This is a genomic window from Myxococcus sp. CA056 (assembly GCF_013336715.1).
GTDB lineage: Bacteria > Myxococcota > Myxococcia > Myxococcales > Myxococcaceae > Myxococcus > Myxococcus llanfairpwllgwyngyllgogerychwyrndrobwllllantysiliogogogochensis.
This window is the reverse complement of the sequence record NZ_JABUMT010000004.1, coordinates 187,301-206,964: the sequence shown is the minus strand read 5'-3', so window position 1 is coordinate 206,964 and position 19,664 is coordinate 187,301. Positions and strand designations below refer to the sequence as shown.

The following is a 19,664-nucleotide window of genomic DNA, read 5'->3' as shown; positions in this document are numbered from 1 at the left end:
CGAAGCTCGTCGAGGCCCGGCGACTGGTGAGCGAGGAGGCTTCACGGCCCTTCGACCTGGAGCACGGCCCCATCTTCCGCGTGCTGCTGCTGCGACTGGACGCACAGCGCCATGTCCTCGTCGGGACGGTCCATCACATCGCCTCCGACGGCTGGTCCACGGGAATCCTGCTCCGTGAGCTGGCGGAGTTCTATTCCGCGCACGCCACCCGGCAGTCGCCTCGGCTGGAAGCCCTCCCCGTGCAGTACGCGGACTTCGCCGCCTGGCAACGCTCATGGCTGCGTGACGACGCGTTGGAGCAGCAGCTCTCCTATTGGAGACAGCAGCTCTCCGGCGCGCCTCCCTTCCTGGAGCTGTCCACCGACCGGCCGCGTCCGCCAGTCCAGTCGAACCGGGGCGCCTCCTTCCCCGTGCGCCTGCCTCCCTCCGTGAACGAGCGACTCCTCGCGTTCTGCCAGCGCGAGGGCGTGACGCCTTTCATGGCGCTGCTCGCCGTCTGGCAACTCCTCCTCTCCCGCTACTCCGGGCAGGACGACCTCTCCGTCGGCTCCCCCATCGCGGGACGCACCCGAGCGGAGACAGAGGGGCTCATCGGCTTCTTCGTGAACACCCTCGTGCTGCGCACGCAGCTCCTGCCGGGACTCCGCTTCCGCGAGCTGCTCGCGCAGGTGAAACGCACCACGCTCGGCGCCTACGAGCATCAGGACGTCCCCTTCGAGAAGCTCGTCGAGGAACTCAACCCTCACCGCACCCTCAGCCACTCGCCGCTGTTCCAGGTGATGCTCGCCCTGCAGAACGCACCGACGACGAGCATGGAAGTGCCTGGGAGCACGGTGGAGACGTCACCGCTGCGCCTGGAGGCTTTCGACTCGGGAGCGCAGAGCGCGAAGTTCGACCTCACGCTGACGCTGGGCGAGGGACTGGAAGGCGCGCTGGGCTACCGGACGGACTTGTTCGATGAGTCCACCATCGCCCGAATGGTCGCGCACTTCGGCACCCTCCTCGATGCCGCCATCACCACCCCCGATACCCTCGTGGGTGAGCTGCCAATGTTGCCGGCCGAGGAGCGCCGTCAGGTGCTCGTCGAGTGGAACGACACCCGCCGCGAGCTGCCCTGGTCCGGCGCCTTCCACGAGCGCTTCGAGGCCCAGGCCGCTCTCACGCCCAACGCCCTCGCCGTCCTCGACGACTCCGCCTCTCTCTCCTTTCTCCAGCTCAACCACCGCTCCAACCAGCTCGCCCACCTGCTGCGCGCCCGCGGTGTCGGGCCCGAAGTCCGTGTCGCCCTCTGCCTGGAGCGCTCCGTCGACTCCCTCGTCGCCCTCCTCGCCATCCTCAAGGCCGGCGCCGCCTACGTCCCTCTCGACCCCGCCTACCCCCGCGAGCGCCTGGTTTTCATGCTCCTGGACTCCGGCGCTCCCTTCGTCCTCACCCAGTCCCACCTCCTGCCTCGTCTCGACTCGGCCTCCTGCTCGGCCCTCTGCCTCGATGACGCCGCACTGCGCGCTTCTCTCGCCGCGCTCCCCACCTCCAATCCTCCTCGCGTCTCCCTTCCTTCCCACCTCGCCTACGTCATCTACACCTCAGGCTCCACCGGCAAGCCCAAGGGCGTGATGGTCCACCACTCCTCCGTGGTGAATCTCCTCGCCGCCCTCTCCTCTGCCGTCTACTCCGACGTCCAGCGCTCGCTCCGCATCTCCCTCAACGCTCCCCTCTCCTTCGACGCCTCCGTCCAGCAGCTCGTCTTCCTCTCCCAAGGCCACTGCCTCTGCTTCGTCCCTCAGGCTGCTCGTGAAGACGTCCCGCTGCTTCTCTCCTGGATTCAGAAGCACCAGCTCGACGTCCTCGACTGCGCCCCTTCTCACCTCCGCCTCCTCCTCGACGAGGGCCTCGCGGAGTCCGGCCGCCCCCTTCGTCTCCTCATCGGCGGCGAGGCCATCGACGACTCTCTCTGGACCGCGCTTTCCTCCGCGCCTTCGCTGAGCGCCTTCAACGTCTACGGGCCCACTGAGGCCACCGTCGACACCACCGCCCTCTCCATCCGCGCCTCTACGCGTCCCGCACTCGGTGGGCCGCTCTCCAACGTCTCCACCTTCATCCTCGACGCCTCTCTCCAGCCCGCCCCCATCGGCGTCCCTGGTGAGCTCTTCATCGGCGGCGACGGCCTCGCTCGCGGCTACCACCTCCGCCCCGACCTCACCGCCGAGCGCTTCGTCCCCAACCCCTTCTCCTCGGTGCCGGGCGCTCGCCTCTACCGCACCGGTGACAAGGCTCGCTGGCTTGCCCACGGCCACCTCGAGTACCTCGGCCGCATCGACTTCCAGGTGAAGCTGCGCGGCTTCCGCATCGAGCTGGGCGAAGTCGAGGCCGCTCTCGAAGCGCTGGCTTCCGTCCACCACGCCGCTGCCCTCGTCCGCGAGGACGTCCCCGGCCTCAAGCGCCTCGTCGCCTACGTCACCCCGGCTTCCGTCGACACCTCCTCACTGCGCGCGGAGCTGCTGCTCAGCCTCCCCGAGTACATGGTGCCCTCGGCCTTCGTCGCCCTCGACGCTCTGCCCATCAACACCCACGGCAAGCTCGACAGGAAGGCGCTCCCGGCTCCCGACTCTGGCCCCACCGACTCCTTCCTCGCACCTCGCAACCCCACCGAGGCTCGCCTCGCCGCCATCTGGGCAGAGGTCCTCCACCTCGACTCCGTCAGCGTCTCCGACGACTTCTTCGCCCTCGGTGGCCACTCCCTCCTCGCCACCCAGGTCGTCTCTCGTGTCCGCAAGGCCTTCGACGTCGAGCTTCCCCTTCGCGCTCTCTTCGAAGCGCCGACCGTCGCGGCGCTCGCGGCTCGCGTCGATGCCGTGGGTCACGGGGACCTGTCGCTCCAGCTGCCTCCGCTCGTGGCGGTGCCTCGTACCGGGCCGCTGCCGCTGTCCTTCGCGCAGCAGCGCCTGTGGTTCCTCGACAGGCTCCAGCCGGGCAGCCCTTTCTACAACATCCCCTCGGCCATCCAGCTCCATGGGGGACTGAACCTCGCCGCGCTGGAGCGGGCGATTCAGGAACTCGTGCAGCGCCATGAAGCGCTGCGCACCTCGTTCCACGTCCAGGAGGATGGAGAGGCCGTTCAGCACATCCTTCCTCGTGTGGAGCTGTCCGTCCCGGTAACGGACCTGGAGGCCGTGCCCGAAGCCTCGCGTGAGACAGAAGCGCGGCGACTGGCTCAACTCGAAGCGCAGAAGCCGTTCGAGCTCTCCCAGGCCCCGCTGCTCCGTGCTTCCGTGCTTCGCCTCTCCGAGCAGCGCCACATCCTGCTCGTCACCGTCCACCACATCGTCTCGGATGGCTGGTCCAGCGGCATCCTCACGCGGGAAGTCGGAGCGCTCTACGCCGCGTTTGCCCAGGGACTCCCCTCGCCGCTCGCGCCGCTGGAGCTTCAGTACGCGGACTACGCGGCGTGGCAGCGAGGCTGGCTGCGCGACGAAGCCCTCTCCAAGCAGGTGAGCTGGTGGCGAGGTCAGCTCGCCGGGGCTCCCCACGCACTGGAGCTGCCCACCGACAGGCCGCGTCCTCCCGTTCAGACGGCGAACGGCGGCACGCTCCCCATCGAGCTGGGCTCGCAGCTCACCGCCGAGCTGCGCGCGCTGTGCCTGCGTGAAGGCGTCACGCCCTTCATGGCTCTGCTGTCCGCATTCCAGGTGTTGCTCGCTCGCTACTCGGGCCAGGACGACATCGTCGTCGGCTCGCCCATCGCGAATCGGCAGCGCTCGGAGATAGAGGGCATCGTCGGCTTCTTCGTCAACACGCTCGCGCTGCGCGCACGGCTGACGGGGGAGATGACGTTCCGCGAGTTGCTGGCTCAGGTGAAGGAGACGACGCTCGGCGCGTACACTCACCAGGACGTGCCCTTCGAGAAGCTCGTCGACGAGCTGAAGCCCGAGCGCGACCTGAGCCGGTCTCCGCTCTTCCAGGTCATGTTCGCTCTTCAGAACACGGGCCGCTCGGCCGGGCCGCAGGACGGTGAGGAGAAGAGTCCGCTCGAGCCGATGCAGGTGGACAGCGGCACGGCCAAGTTCGACCTGTCCCTGCTCTGCGGTGACTTCGGCGACGACATCGGCGGCCTGCTCGAGTTCAACACCGACCTGTTCGACCGAAGCACCGCGGAGCGGATGGGCGCGCACCTGGTGCGCCTGCTGAAGTCCGCGGTGAACAACCCAGGCCAGTCGCTGTGGCGCCTGCCCCTGCTCGATGAGCAGGAGCGTCACCAGTCCCTCGTCTCCTGGAATGACACGTCACGCGAGTCTCACGCCGTCACGACGATACACAGCCCCTTCGAGGCCCAGGCACTCCGCACTCCCGACGCCATCGCCATCTCCGATGGCTCGCGCTCGCTCACCTACGCCGCTCTAGATGCACGCGCCAATCAGCTTGCCCACCACCTCGCCTCTCGCGGCGTGACTCCTGGCGGCGCCGTCGGCATCTGCCTCGACAAGTCTCTCGACATGGCCGTCGCCGTCCTCGCCACCCTCAAGGCCGGCGCCTTCTACGTCGCTCTCGACCCCAACTACCCCCCCGAGCGCCTCGCCTTCATGCTCGCGGACACTCGCGCCCCCGTCGTCCTCACCCACTCCCTGCTCGCCTCCGTCCTCCCCGCGAGCTCCGGTGCGCGCTTCGTCCTCGTCGACTCCGAAGCCGACGCCATCTCCCGCCAGTCCTCGCAGGCCACGGGCGTCCTCGTCTCCACCGAGGACATCGCCTACGTCATCTACACTTCCGGCTCCACGGGCGTCCCCAAGGGCATTGTCATGCCCCACCGTGCCCTCAGCTTCCTCCTCGACTGGCAGATTCGTCAGTCCCCCAATCCGCGCGCTGTCACCCTCCAGTTCGCCTCCCTCAACTTCGACGTCTCGGTTCAAGAGCTCTTCGCTTCCTGGTGGGTCGGCGCCCACGTCGTCCTGCCCACCGGAGGACTCCGCCAGGACATCCCCGCACTGCTCGACTTCATGCACCGCCAGCAGGTGGAGCGTCTCTTCCTCCCCTTCGTCGCCCTCCAGGCCATGGCGGACTCCGTCTCTCACGGCGCCACGCTTCCTTCCGCCCTTCGCGAAGTCGTCACCGCTGGCGAGCAACTCCAGGTCAACTCGACCCTCGCTTCCTTCTTCGAGAAGCTTCCGGGCAGCGTCCTCGAAAACCAGTACGGCCCCTCCGAGTCCCACGTCGTCTCCGCCTTCCGTCTCCAGGGGGCGCCTTCCTCCTGGCCTCGCCTGCCCTCCATCGGCTCGCCCGTCGCCCACACGCAGCTCTACGTCCTCGACACCCTCGGCCAGCCCGTCCCCATTGGCGTCTCGGGTGAGGTGTACGTCGGCGGCACCCACCTCGCTCACGGCTACCTCGCCCGCCCCGACATCACCGCTCAGGCCTTCGTCCCTAATCCCTTCTCCGGTGTGGAGGGCTCGCGCCTCTACCGCACAGGCGACGCGGCTCGCTGGAAGGCCGACGGCACCTTGGAGTTCCTCGGCCGCCTCGACTTCCAGGTGAAGGTCCGTGGCTTCCGCGTCGAGTTGGGCGAAGTCGAGTCCGTCCTCCGCACCGCGCCAGGAATGAGTGACGCCGCCGCAGTCGTCCGCGAGGATGTCCCCGGCGACAAGCGCCTCATCGGCTACGTCGTCCTCGCTCCCGACACCACCCTCGACTCCGAGGCCCTGCGCACCTTCCTCCTCAAGCGGCTGCCTGAGTACATGGTGCCCTCCGCCTTCCTCTCCCTGGCGGCTCTGCCCCTGACTCCCAGCGGAAAGCTTGCTCGCAAGCTGCTTCCCGCTCCTGACGCCGACACCCTGCGGGGCGACTCCTCCTTCGTCGCTCCTCGCAACCCCGACGAAGAGAAGCTCGCTTCCCTCTTCGCCACCGTCCTCCGCCTGGAGCGCGTCGGCGTCACCGACAACTTCTTCGCGCTCGGTGGCCACTCCCTCCTCGCCACCCAGGTCATCTCTCGCGTCCGCTCCTCCTTCGGCGTCGAGTTGCCCCTCCGTGCCCTCTTCGAGGCACCCACTGTCGCCTCCCTCACCGCTCGCATCCTCGCGGCCTCACAGGAGAGCAGCAGCGCGCAACCTCCCCCCATCCTCCCGGTGCCTCGCTCCGGCCCGCTGCCTCTCTCCTTCGCTCAGCAGCGCCTCTGGTTCATCGACCAGCTCCAGCCCGGCAGCTCCATCTACAACATGCCCTCCTTCGTCCGCTTGGACGGGCATCTCGACATCCACGCGCTCCAGCTCAGCCTCAATGAACTCGTTCGCCGCCACGAAGCGCTTCGCACGACCTTCATCCAGCGCGACGACCAGCCCTTGCAGGTCATCGCGCCGCATGCCGAGCTGCCCGTCACTCGCGTGGACCTCCGAGGCCGTAACGAGGAGAGCACCCGTGCGGAGGTAGAGCGCAGGCTCAAGGAGGAGTACCAGCAGCCCTTCAACCTCTCCACGGGCCCGCTCATCCGCGCTCAGGTCCTCGAGTTGAGCGACACCGAGCACGTACTCGCGCTCAACATGCACCACATCGTCTCCGACGGTTGGTCCATGGGCGTGCTCACCCAAGAAGTCGCCGCGCTCTACGACGCCTTCGCCCACGGCAAGCCGTCGCCCCTCGCGCCGCTCTCCATCCAGTACGCGGACTTCTCCGTCTGGCAGCGTGGCTGGCTCCAGGGTGCCGTGCTGGACGCGCAGATTGCGTACTGGCGCCGTCAGCTCGCGGACCTCACGGCCCTCGAACTGCCACTCGACAAGCCTCGACCCACGGTGCAGACCACGGCCGGCGGGCAGGTGTACGTCAGCGTCCCGCTCGCAACCGCGGAGAAGCTCAAGGCTCTCTGCCAGCGTGAAGGCGCAACGCCCTTCATGGCGCTGCTCGCGGCGTGGCAACTCCTGCTGTCCCGCTACTCCGGCCAGGACGACATCACCGTCGGCTCACCCATCGCGGGGCGTCACCGCTCGGAGCTCGAAGGGCTCATCGGCTTCTTCGTCAACACGCTCGTCATGCGCGCCCGCATCGACTCACAGGCGTCCTTCCCGCGATTGCTGCGGCAGGTGAAGGAGGCCTCGCTGGGCGCCTACGCTCATCAGGACATCCCCTTCGAGAGGCTCGTCGAGGAGCTCCAGCCCAGCCGCGACATGAGTCGCAGCCCGCTGTTCCAGGTGCTCTTCGTCCTCCAGAACACTCCGGCCTCCGCCATCCAGAAGACGGAGCTGACGCTCAGCCCGGTGGAGATCAGCGGAAGCACGTCGAAATTCGAGCTTCAGCTCAGCCTCGTCGAAACACCGGACGGCATCTTCGGAGGAATTGGCTACAACTCCGACCTCTTCGAGCGCTCCACCGTCGAGCGCATGGCGCGTCACTTCGAGTTGCTCGTCGAAGCCGTCGTCACCCGTCCCGACGTCCCCGTCGCCGCGCACTCCATCCTCACGGAGGCCGAGCGCCGCAACGTCCTCGTCGACTGGGCTTCATCACCGCTCGTCACCGATACCGACTCCACCCTCCCAGAGGTCTTCGCACGCGTTGTCGCGCGCTCTCCCGATAAGACCGCGCTCCTCTTCGGAGAGGACGTCCTCACCTACGGCCAGCTCGACGCCCGGTCCAACCAGCTCGCCTGGCACCTGCGCGCCCTGGGCGTCTCCACCGACTCTCGCGTCGCACTCTCGCTGGAGCGCTCCTTCGACCTCGTCGTCGCCCTGCTCGCCATCCTCAAGGCCGGCGGCGCCTACGTCCCTCTCGACGCCAGCTATCCCCGAGAGCGCCTCGCCTCCATGATGGAGGACGCACAGCCGCTGCTCCTCCTCACCTCGCGAGCCCTCGCGTCAAAGCTCCCGTCTGAGGGCCTCACCACCCTCGTCCTCGACGACGTCGACCTCTCGTCTCAGCCCACGGGGGCGCTGCCGCTCGCTGCGCTGCCCCTGTCGCTCGCCTACGTCGACTTCACGTCCGGCTCCACTGGCAGGCCCAAGGGCGTCGGCACGCCGCACTCCGCGGTCCTTCGCACCCTGGTGGGTCCCGACTACACGAGGTTCGGCCCCCAGCAGACGCACCTGCTGCTCGCGCCCATCTCCTTCGACGCCTCCACCTTCGAAATCTGGGGCGCTCTGCTTCACGGCGCGCGGCTCGTCGTCCCGCCGCCGCATGCGCTGTCCCTCGAGGAGATCGAACTCGCCGTCTCCCGTCACGGTGTCACCACCCTCTGGGCCACCAGTGGTCTGTTCTCCCAGCTCGCGGACTCCGAGCTTCCGGGCTGGAGTTCGTTGCAGCACGTCCTCACCGGCGGCGACATCGTCTCGCCAGTCCACGTCCGCAAGGCCCTCGGCGCGTGGCGCGTGCCTGTGTCCAACGCCTACGGCCCGACGGAGTCCACCGTCTTCGCGTCCGTGTTCACGGTCTCCCGGCCCGAAGACGTCGGGACGTCGCTGCCCATTGGCCGCCCCATCCACGGCACGCAGCTCTTCGTCCTCGACGCCACACTCCAGCCTGTTCCCCCTGGCGTCACGGGTGAGCTGTTCATCGGTGGTGAGGGTCTCTCACGCGGCTACCTCCTCCGCCCCGACTTCACCGCCGAGCGCTTCATCCCCAACCCCTTCAGCACCACGCCCGGAGCACGCCTCTACCGCTCCGGCGACCTGGTCCGCTGGCGCGATGACGGCGCGCTCGACTTCATCGGCCGCTCCGATGCCCAGGTGAAGCTGCGTGGTTTCCGCATCGAGCTTCCCGAAATCGAAGCCGCGCTGCTGTCTCATCCGTCCGTCACGGGGGCCCTCGCCCTGCTGCGCGAGGACACGCCGGGAGACAAGCGCCTCGCCGCCTATTTCACGTCCTCGGCTCCCATCGACTCGGCCGCCTTGCGCTCGTTCCTCAAGCTCAAACTGCCCGAGTTCATGCTGCCCTCCTTCCTCCTCCATCTGGACGCGTTCCCGCTCACCACGAACGCCAAGATCGACAGGAAGGCCCTCCCGTCTCCCGACACCTTCGCGTCCTCCGCGTCGTTCCTCGCGCCTCGCAATCCCACCGAGGAGGTGCTCGCCTCCATCTGGGCGGACGTCCTCCGTCTCGACAAGGTCAGCGTCTCCGACGACTTCTTCGAGCTTGGCGGCCACTCCCTCCTCGCCACGCAGGTCGTGTCGCGCATCCGCAGGGCCTTCGAGGTCGAGCTGCCCTTGCGTGCGCTCTTCGAGGCGCCGTCCGTGGCGGCGCTGGCCTCGCGCATCGCAGCTGCTCGGCAGGAGCACTCACGGCAAGCGCCTCCGTTGGTTCCCACGCCGCGCACCGGAGAGCTGCCGCTGTCGTTCGCGCAGCAGCGGCTCTGGCTCGTGGATCAGCTGGAGCCCGGCAGCTCCGCGTACAACATTCCCTCCGCGCTGAGGCTGCGTGGACCGCTCCACACCGCCGCGCTGGAGCGGTCCTTCACCGCGCTGCTCGAACGCCACGAATCGCTCCGCACCACGTTCCTCGCGCGTGATGGCGAGCCGATTCAGCACATCCATCCGGCCGCGCCGTTCTCACTGCCCATCGTGGAGCTGGGCATCCTGCCCGCCGAGGAACGCGAGGAGCACGCACGGCGACTCGCCGCAGAGGAGGCTCAGCGCCCGTTCGACCTCGCCCGGGGCCCCGTCCTCAGGGCGATGCTGGTGCGGCTCGCACCCGAGGAGCATGTGTTGCTGGTCACCATGCACCACGCCGTCTCGGACGGTTGGTCCATGGGGGTGCTCATCCAGGAGCTCGCGGCGCTCTATGAAGCCTTCGCCACGGGCGGAGACGCTCGACTGCCCGCGCTCCCCATCCAGTACGCGGACTTCGCGGCCTGGCAGCGCTCCTGGCTGAAGGGTGACGTGCTGGAGCAGCAGCTCGGGTACTGGCGTCGTCAGCTCGGAGCGCTTCCTCCGCTGCTGGAGCTGCCGACGGACAAGCCCCGTCCTCCCGTGCGCAATCCTCGTGGGGCTTCGCGCCCCGTGCGGCTGTCGAAGGAGCTCACGGAGCGCCTGATGACGCTCTGCCGCCAGGAAGGGGCCACGCCGTTCATGGCGCTGCTCGCCGCCTGGCAGGTGTTGCTCGCTCGCTACTCCGGACAGGACGACATCGCCGTCGGGTCGCCCATCGCGGGGCGCACCCGGACGGAGACCGAGGGCCTCATCGGCTTCTTCGTGAACACCCTCGTGCTTCGCACGCAGGTCCGCCCCGGGCTGCGCTTCCGGGAGTTGCTGGCCCAGGTCCGCGCCACCACGCTGGCCGCCTATGAGCACCAGGATGTTCCCTTCGAGAAGCTCGTCGAAGAGCTGAAGCCTCAGCGCAGCTTGAGCCACACGCCGCTCTTCCAGGTGATGCTGTCGCTCCAGAACCTCCCGGTGGCGAACCGCACCGTGGAGAGCACCTCCACGGACAGCTCTCCGCTGCACCTGGAGTCATTCGCGCAGGAGCTTCAGGTCACGAAGTTCGACCTGACGCTGACCCTGTCACAGACGCCGGAAGGCCTGGCCGGTGGGCTCAGCTACCGGGTGGACCTCTTCGAGGAGGCCACCATCACGCGCTGGGTGGAACACCTGAACACCCTGCTGGAAGCCGCCATCACCACTCCCGATACCCTTGTGGGTGAGCTGCCGATGTTGCCGGCCGAGGAGCGCCGTCAGGTGCTCGTCGAGTGGAACAACACCCGCCGCGAGCTGCCCTGGACTGGCGCCTTCCACGAGCGCTTCGAGGCCCAGGCCGCTCTCACGCCCGACGCCCTCGCCGTCCTCGACGACTCCTCCTCTCTCTCCTTCTCTCAGCTCAACCAGCGCTCGAACCAGCTCGCTCACCTGCTGCGCGCCCGTGGTGTCGGGCCCGAAGTCCGCGTCGCCCTCTGCCTGGAGCGCTCCGTCGACTCCCTCGTCGCCCTCCTCGCCATCCTCAAGGCCGGCGCCGCCTACGTCCCTCTCGACTCCGCCTACCCTCGCGAGCGCCTGGCTTTCATGCTCCAGGACTCCGGCGCTCCCTTCGTCCTCACCCAGTCCCACCTCCTGCCTCGTCTCGACTCGGCCTCCTGCTCGGCCCTCTGCCTCGATGACGACGCACTGCGCGCTTCTCTCGCCGCGCTCCCCGACTCCAATCCTCCTCGCGTCACCCTTCCTTCTCACCTCGCCTACGTCATCTACACCTCAGGCTCCACCGGCAGGCCCAAGGGCGTCATGGTCCACCACTCCTCCGTGGTGAATCTCCTCTCCGCCCTCTCCTCTGCCGTCTACTCCGACGTCCAGCGCCCCCTCCGCATCTCCCTCAACGCTCCTCTCTCCTTCGACGCCTCCGTCAAGCAGCTCGTCTTCCTCGCCGAGGGCCACTGCCTCTGCTTCGTCCCTCAGGCTGCTCGTGAAGACGTCCCCCTGCTCCTCTCCTGGATTCAGAAGCACCAGCTCGACGTCCTCGACTGCGCCCCTTCTCACCTCCGCCTCCTCCTCGACGAGGGCCTCGCGGAGTCCGGGCGTCACCTCCGTGTCCTCATCGGCGGTGAGGCCATCGACGACTCCCTCTGGGCCGCGCTCTCGTCCTCGCCCTCGCTGAGCGCCTTCAACGTCTACGGGCCCACTGAGGCCACCGTCGACACCACCGCGCTCTCCATCCGCTCCTCTGCGCGTCCCGCACTCGGTGGGCCGCTCTCCAACGTCTCCACCTTCATCCTCGACGCCTCTCTCCAGCCCGCTCCCATTGGCGTCCCTGGAGAGCTCTTCATCGGCGGCGATGGCCTGGCTCGCGGCTACCACCTCCGCCCGGACCTCACCGCCGAGCGCTTCGTCCCCAATCCCTTCTCCTCGGTGCCGGGTGCTCGCCTCTACCGCACCGGTGACAAGGCTCGCTGGCTTGCCCACGGCCACCTCGAGTATCTCGGCCGCATCGACTTCCAGGTGAAGCTGCGCGGCTTCCGCATCGAGTTGGGCGAAGTCGAGGCCGCTCTCGAAGCGCTGGCTTCCGTCCACCACGCCGCCGCCCTCGTCCGCGAGGACGTCCCCGGCCTCAAGCGCCTCGTCGCCTACGTCACCCCAGCCTCCGTCGACACCTCCTCACTGCGCGCGGAGCTGCTCCTCAGCCTCCCCGAGTACATGGTGCCCTCGGCCTTCGTCGCCCTGGACGCCCTGCCCATCAACACCCACGGCAAGCTCGACAGGAAGGCCCTCCCGGCTCCCGACTCCAGCCCCACCGACTCCTTCCTCGCGCCTCGCAATCCCACCGAGGCTCGCCTCGCCGCCATCTGGGCAGAGGTCCTCCACCTCGACTCCGTCAGCGTCTCCGACGACTTCTTCTCCCTTGGCGGCCACTCCCTCCTCGCCACCCAGGTCGTCTCTCGCGTCCGCAAGGCCTTCGACGTCGAGCTGCCCCTTCGCGCGCTCATCGAGGCGCCGACCGTGGGTGAGCTTGCGCTGCGGGTCGAAGCGGCCCGTGGAGAGACTCCGGTCAACACGCGGCCTCCGCTCGTGGCGGTGCCTCGCACCGGGCCTCTGCCGCTGTCCTTCGCGCAGCAGCGCCTGTGGTTCCTCGACAGGCTGGAGCCCAACAACGCCTCCTACAACATCCACTCGAGCAAGCAGCTCGATGGCGACCTGGATACCTCCGCGTTGGAGCGCGCGATTCAGGAACTCGTGCAGCGCCATGAAGCGTTGCGTACCTCCTTCCACGTGCAGGAGGACGGCACTGCGGTTCAGGTCATCCATCCACGCGCCGAGCTGTCGGTTCCCGTCACCGACCTCCGACACCTGACAGGCACGGCCCTGGACACGGAGTTCGTGCGACTGACCTCCGCCGAGGCCAAGAAGCCCTTCGATCTGACGCACTCACCCCTGCTGCGAGCATCCCTGCTGCGAGTGACCGAGCAAAGCCATGTGCTCCTCGTCACGGTGCACCACATCGTCTCGGATGGTTGGTCCAACGGCATCTTGTTGCGCGAAGTGAGCGCGCTCTACGAGGCGTTCTCCCAGGGGCGTCCGTCCCCGCTCGCGCCGTTGGAGTTCCAGTACGCGGACTACGCGCTGTGGCAGCGCGGCTGGCTGCGCGACGAGGCACTGGAGCAACAGCTCTCCTGGTGGCGGCAGCAGCTCGCAGGCGCACCTCATGCGCTCGAACTGCCGACCGACCGGCCGCGCCCGCCCGTGCAGACCCACGTCGGCGCGTCGCTCCCGGTGCACCTGAGCACCGAGGTGACAGAGGCGCTGCGTGCACTGTGCAAGCGCGAAGGCGTCACACCTTTCATGGTTCTGCTCGCCGCGTTCCACACGTTGCTGGCGCGGTACTCGGGGCAGGACGACTTCGTCGTCGGCTCGCCCATCGCGAACCGGCAGCAAACGGAGCTGGAAGGCATCGTCGGCTTCTTCGCCAACACGCTCGCGCTGCGCGCACGGCTGACGGGGGCGATGACGTTCCGTGAGCTGCTGGCTCAGCTCAAGGAGACGACGCTCGGTGCCTATGCGCACCAGGACGTGCCCTTCGAGAAGCTCGTCGACGAGCTGAAGCCCGAGCGGGACCTGAGCCGGTCTCCGCTCTTCCAGGTGATGCTCGCCCTGCAGAACACGCCGCGGCAGCGTCGCACCGAGGCGCGCAATGAGGAGCCGGCACACGCTCCGGGTCCCGTGGAAGTCACCTACGGCAGCGCCAAGTTCGACCTGTCCCTGTTGCTCGCGGACCATGGCGATGACATCAGCGGCCTGCTCGAGTTCAACACCGACCTGTTCGATCCGGACACGGCTCGGCGAATGGGCTCGCACCTGTCGCGGCTGCTGCAATCCGCCATCAGCGACCCGAGCCAGACGTTGTGGCGACTGCCCCTGCTCGACGAGCAGGAGCGTCACCAGTTCCTCGTCTCCTGGAATGACACGTCACGCGAGTCTCACGCCGTCACGACGATGCACGGCCCCTTCGAGGCCCAGGCACTCCGCACGCCCGACGCCATCGCCATCTCCGATGGCACGCACTCGCTCACCTACGCCGCCCTCGATGCACGCGCCAATCAGCTCGCCCGCCACCTCGCTGCTCGCGGCGTGACTCCTGGCGGCGCCGTCGGCATCTGCCTCGACAAGTCCCTCGACATGGCCGTCGCCGTCCTCGCCACCCTCAAGGCCGGCGCCTTCTACGTCGCTCTCGACCCCAACTACCCCCCCGAGCGCCTCGCCTTCATGCTCGCGGACACTCGCGCCCCCGTTGTCCTCACCCACTCCCTGCTCGCCTCCGTCCTCCCCGCGAGCTCCGGTGCGCGCTTCGTCCTCGTCGACTCCGAAGCCGACGCCATCTCCCGCCAGTCCTCGCAGGCCACGGGCGTCCTCGTCTCCACCGAGGACATCGCCTACGTCATCTACACTTCCGGCTCCACGGGCGTCCCCAAGGGCATTGTCATGCCCCACCGTGCCCTCAGCTTCCTCCTCGACTGGCAGATTCGTCAGTCCCCCAACCCTCGCGCGGTGACGCTCCAGTTCGCGTCCCTCAACTTCGACGTCTCGGTTCAAGAGTTCTTCGCCTCCTGGTGGGTCGGCGCCCACGTCGTCCTGCCCACCGGGGGACTCCGCCAGGACATCCCCGCCCTGCTCGACTTCATGCACCGCCAGCAGGTGGAGCGTCTGTTCCTTCCCTTCGTCGCTCTCCAGGCCATGGCGGACTCCGTCTCTCACGGCGCCACGCTTCCTTCCGCCCTTCGCGAAGTCGTCACCGCCGGCGAGCAACTCCAGGTCAACTCCACCCTCGCTTCCTTCTTCGAGAAGCTCCCGGGCAGCGTCCTCGAAAACCAGTACGGCCCCTCCGAGGCCCACGTCGTCTCTGCCTTCCGCCTCCAGGGCGCCCCCTCCTCCTGGCCTCGCCTGCCCTCCATCGGCTCCCCCGTCGGACATACTCAGCTCTACGTCCTCGACTCCCTCGGCCAGCCCGTCCCCATTGGCGTCTCGGGTGAGGTGTACGTCGGCGGCACGCACCTCGCTCACGGCTACCTCGCCCGCCCCGACATCACCGCTCAGGCCTTCGTCCCGAATCCCTTCTCCGGTGTGGAGGGCTCGCGCCTCTACCGCACAGGCGACGCTGCTCGCTGGCGGGCTGACGGCACCTTGGAGTTCCTCGGCCGCCTCGACTTCCAGGTGAAGGTCCGTGGCTTCCGTGTCGAGCTGGGCGAAGTCGAGTCCGTCCTTCGCACCGCGCCAGGAATGCGTGACGCCGCCGCAGTCGTCCGTGAGGACGTCCCCGGCGACAAGCGCCTCATCGGCTACGTCGTCCTCGCTCCCGACACCGCCCTCGACTCCGAGGCCCTGCGCACCTTCCTCCTCAAGCGGCTGCCTGAGTACATGGTGCCCTCCGCCTTCCTCTCCCTGGCGGCGCTACCCCTGACTCCCAGCGGAAAGCTTGCTCGCAAGCTGCTTCCCGCTCCTGACGCCGACTCCCTGCGGGGCGACTCCTCCTTCGTCGCTCCTCGCAACCCCGACGAAGAGAAGCTCGCTTCCCTCTTCGCCACCGTCCTCCGCCTGGAGCGCGTCGGCGTCACCGACAACTTCTTCGCGCTCGGTGGCCACTCCCTCCTCGCCACCCAGGTCATCTCTCGCGTCCGCTCCTCCTTCGGCGTCGAGCTCCCCCTTCGTGCCCTCTTCGAGGCACCCACTGTCGCCTCCCTCACCACTCGCATCCTCGCGGCCTCGCAGGAGAGCCTCAGCGCTCAACCGCCCCCCATCCTCCCGGTGCCTCGCTCCGGCCCGCTGCCTCTTTCTTTCGCTCAGCAGCGGCTCTGGTTCATCGACCAGCTCCAGCCCGGCAGCTCCATCTACAACATGCCCTCCTTCGTCCGGCTGGACGGGCACCTCGACATCCACGCGCTCCAGCTCAGCTTCGATGAACTCGTCCACCGTCACGAAGCGCTCCGCACCACGTTCTTCGAGCTGGATGGGCAACCCTTCCAGCGCATCTCTCCCGTGGGCGAACTCCCGATGGTGCGCGTGGACCTCCGAGGCCTCGACGCGGAGACGTCTCACAGCGAGGTCCAGCGCAGACTGAAAGAGGAGTACCAGCGGCCCTTCGACCTCTCCACGGGCCCGCTCATCCGCGCGCAGGTCCTCGAGTTGCGCGACACGGAGCATGTGCTCGCGCTCAACATGCACCACATCGTCTCCGATGGTTGGTCCATGGGCGTGCTCACCCAGGAGGTCGCCGCGCTCTACGACGCCTTCGCCCATGGCAGGCCGTCGCCCCTCGCGCCGCTCTCCATCCAGTACGCCGACTACGCCGTCTGGCAGCGTGACTGGCTCCAGGGTGCCGTGCTGGACCAGCAGCTCTCCTACTGGCGCAATCAGCTCACCGGGACTCCCTCCTTGGAGCTGCCCATCGACAAGGCGCGACCTCCGCTCCAGACGTTCCGAGGGTCCACGCTTCCGGTCTTCCTCTCGAAGACCGTCTCGGAGCAGCTCAAGGCCCTTGGCCAGAGTGAAGGCGCAACGCCGTTCATGCTTCTGCTCGCGGCGTGGCAGCTCCTGCTCTCCCGCTACTCGGGACAGGATGACATCGCCGTCGGCTCGCCCATCGCCGGCCGCCACCGCTCGGAAGTCGAAGGGCTCATCGGATTCTTCATCAACACGCTGGTGCTGCGCGCGCGCGTCGACTCACGGGCGTCCTTCCTCCAGTTGTTGAGGCAGGTGAAGGAGTCCGCGCTGGGTGCCTATGCCCATCAGGACATTCCGTTCGAGCGACTCGTCGAGGAGCTTCAGCCCGCGCGTGACATGAGCCGCAGCCCGCTGTTCCAGGCGCTCTTCGTCCTCCAGAACACGCCCGAGTCCGCCGTCCAGAAGTCGGAGCTGACGCTCAGTCCGGTGGACCTGGGCAGCGTGGCGGTCACCGCCAAGTTCGAGCTTCAGTTGAACCTGACGGAGACGTCTGAAGGAGTCTTCGGTGGTCTGGGCTACAACTCCGACCTCTTCGAGCGCTCCACCATCGAGCGGATGGCTCGACACTTCGAGTTGCTCGTCGAAGCTCTCGTGGCGCGCCCCGACGTCCCGGTCCGCGCTCACGGAATGCTGACCATCGAGGAGCGGCACAACCTCCTCGTGGATTGGGCCACCGCTCCCGCGCACGTCTCGCCCGAGTCCACCCTGCCCGCCGTCTTCGCCGACGTCGTCGCACGTGCGCCCGACTCCGTCGCGCTCCTTTTCGGTGACACCTCCCTCACCTACCGTCAGCTCGACGAGCGCTCCAACCAGCTCGCCTGGCACCTGCGCTCCCTCGGCGTCCGCACCGACTCCCGCGTCGCCATCGCCATCGAGCGCTCCGCCGAACTCATCATCGCCCTCGTCGCCATCCTCAAGGCTGGCGCCGCCTACGTCCCCCTCGACACCCAATATCCGCGCGAGCGCATTGCATTCATGCTCGAGGACGCTCAGCCCCAGGTCCTCATCTCCACGCGGGCCGTCCTCGACAAGGTGCCCGCCGATGGCCTGACGTGCGTCCTCCTGGATGAGGTGTCGCTGACCAACAGCCCCACCGAAGCCCTGCCGTCGTCCGCGCTTCCCGAGTCGCTCGCCTATATCGACTTCACCTCCGGCTCCACCGGCAAGCCCAAAGGCGTTGGCTGCACCCACAGCGGCGTCATCCACACCCTCATCGGCGTCGACTTCACCCACCTCGGGCCCGAGCAGACCCACCTCCTCCTCGCTCCCATCTCCTTCGACGCCACCACCTTCGAAATCTGGGGCGCACTGCTCCACGGCGCGCGCCTCGTCGTCCTCCCGCCTCAGGCGCCCTCGCTCGAAGAGCTCTTCCAGACCGTCGCCCGCCATGGCGTCACCACGCTCTGGGCCACCAGTGGTCTGTTCTCCCAGCTCGTCGAGAGTCGCCTCCCCGCGCCTCCTTCACTCCAGCGCGTCCTCACTGGTGGCGACATCGTCTCGCCTCTCCATGTCCGACGCGCGTTGCAGGACTGGGGCATCTCCGTCACCAACTGCTACGGCCCGACCGAATCCACCGTCTTCGCCACGACCTTCCTGGTCGCTCGGCCCGAGGACGTTGGGGCAACGGTGCCCATCGGCAAGCCCACCAACGGCACCCGCCTGCTCGTCCTCGACTCCTCGCTTCAGCCCGTCCCCATCGGCATCACCGGTGAGCTCTTCATCGGTGGTGACGGCCTGGCTCGCGGCTACGTCGGCCAGCCTTCACTCACCGCGGAGCGCTTCATCCCGGACCCGTTCTCCTCCGTCCCTGGGGCGCGCCTCTATCGCTCCGGCGACCTCGTCCGCTGGAGCCACGACGGGACGCTCGCCTTCATCGGTCGCGCCGACGCGCAGGTGAAGGTGCGCGGCTTCCGCATCGAGTTGCCCGAAGTCGAAGCCGCGATGCTCACGCATCCATCCATCCGCGAGGCCATCGCCATCGCTCGCGAGGACGTCCCCGGCGACAAGCGGCTCGTCGGCTACTTCGTCGGCGACGACCTGGACGCCGTCTCCCTCCGAGCCTTCCTCAAGTCTCGGCTTCCTGAGTACATGGTGCCGTCGTCCCTGCTCCGCCTCGACGCGCTCCCTCTCACCTCCAACGCGAAGATTGACCGCAAGGCACTGCCTCCTCCCGAGGCCGTGCTCTCTGCTCCCTCCTCCACCTACGTCGCGCCGCGCACGCTCACCGAGGAGCTGCTCGCCTCCATCTGGGCGCAGGTCCTTCGCGTCCCACAGGTCGGTATCGAGGACGACTTCTTCGAACTCGGCGGCCACTCACTCCTCGCCATCAAGCTGATGGCGCGGATTCGCGAGCGCACAGGAGTCTCGCTCCCCGTCACCGCGCTCTTCCAGGGCTCCAGCATCGAGCGTCTGGCGCCATTCCTGGAGCAGCAGCAGGACGGCACGCGCGCCACGCCGAACCTCGTGCGCCTCGACTCGGGCACCTCCACCGAGCGCCCGTTGTTCCTGGTCCACGGAGGCGGCGGCAGCGCGCTGGGCTACACGGAGCTCGTTCGTCAACTCGCTCCAAGCCGGCCCATTCACGGCCTCTCCGCGAGCGGCATCGATGGAGGCGAGCTTCCTCCCGCGTCCGTCGCGATTCTCGCGCGGGACTACCTCTCGCAGCTTCGCGCCGTACAACCCCATGGCCCCTACCTGCTCGCGGGCTGGTCCTTCGGCGGGCTCGTCGCCTATGAGATGGCGCGTCGGCTCCAGGCATCAGGCGAGCAGGTGGAGCTGCTGGCGATGATCGACAGCCATGCTCCCAAGCCGGAGCCGCGTCCGACACCGGATGCACTGTCGCAGCTCGCGGCCTTCGGACAGGTGCTCGGCCTGCCGTGGCGAGACCTCCCGGTGGACCCGGAGCGACTGGCCCGCCTCGAAGGCCGGGAGCGGCTCGCCTATCTGCTGGAGCTGACCCGCCGCGCCTCCACGCACACCATCGACCTGGACGTCGACGCGGCGGAGCGTCTCTTCGCGCTCTACCAACGATTGAGCGAAGCCCAGCGTGGCTATGTGCCCACGGGCGCGCCGTATGAGGGGACCACCGTGCTCATCAAGGCCGCGACGCCGCTCCCCGGGCTCACCGTGACGGCGGACCTGGGCTGGGGCCCGTGGCTGGCCACCGCGCCGACGGTGCATGAGTCACCGGGAGACCACTACACGATGCTGCGCGCGCCCCACGTCACCACGCTGGCCGAGCTGTTCGCTCGCCTGCTCGCCGCGCTGAAGCGAGACGCAGCTTGA

At 68.1% G+C, this 19,664-nt stretch carries 1 protein-coding gene (cut by a window edge); it reads left to right on the top strand.

Going from position 1 to position 19,664, the window contains the following annotated elements; genetic code table 11:
• A protein-coding gene (locus HUA76_RS19305; protein ID WP_174461729.1) for a non-ribosomal peptide synthase/polyketide synthase crosses the window boundary here: on the top strand, window positions 1-19,664 show its 3' portion. It extends 17,131 nt beyond the left edge of the window; 19,664 of the gene's 36,795 nt are visible here — the last part of the coding sequence; the start codon falls outside the window, past its left edge; the stop codon is at window positions 19,662-19,664.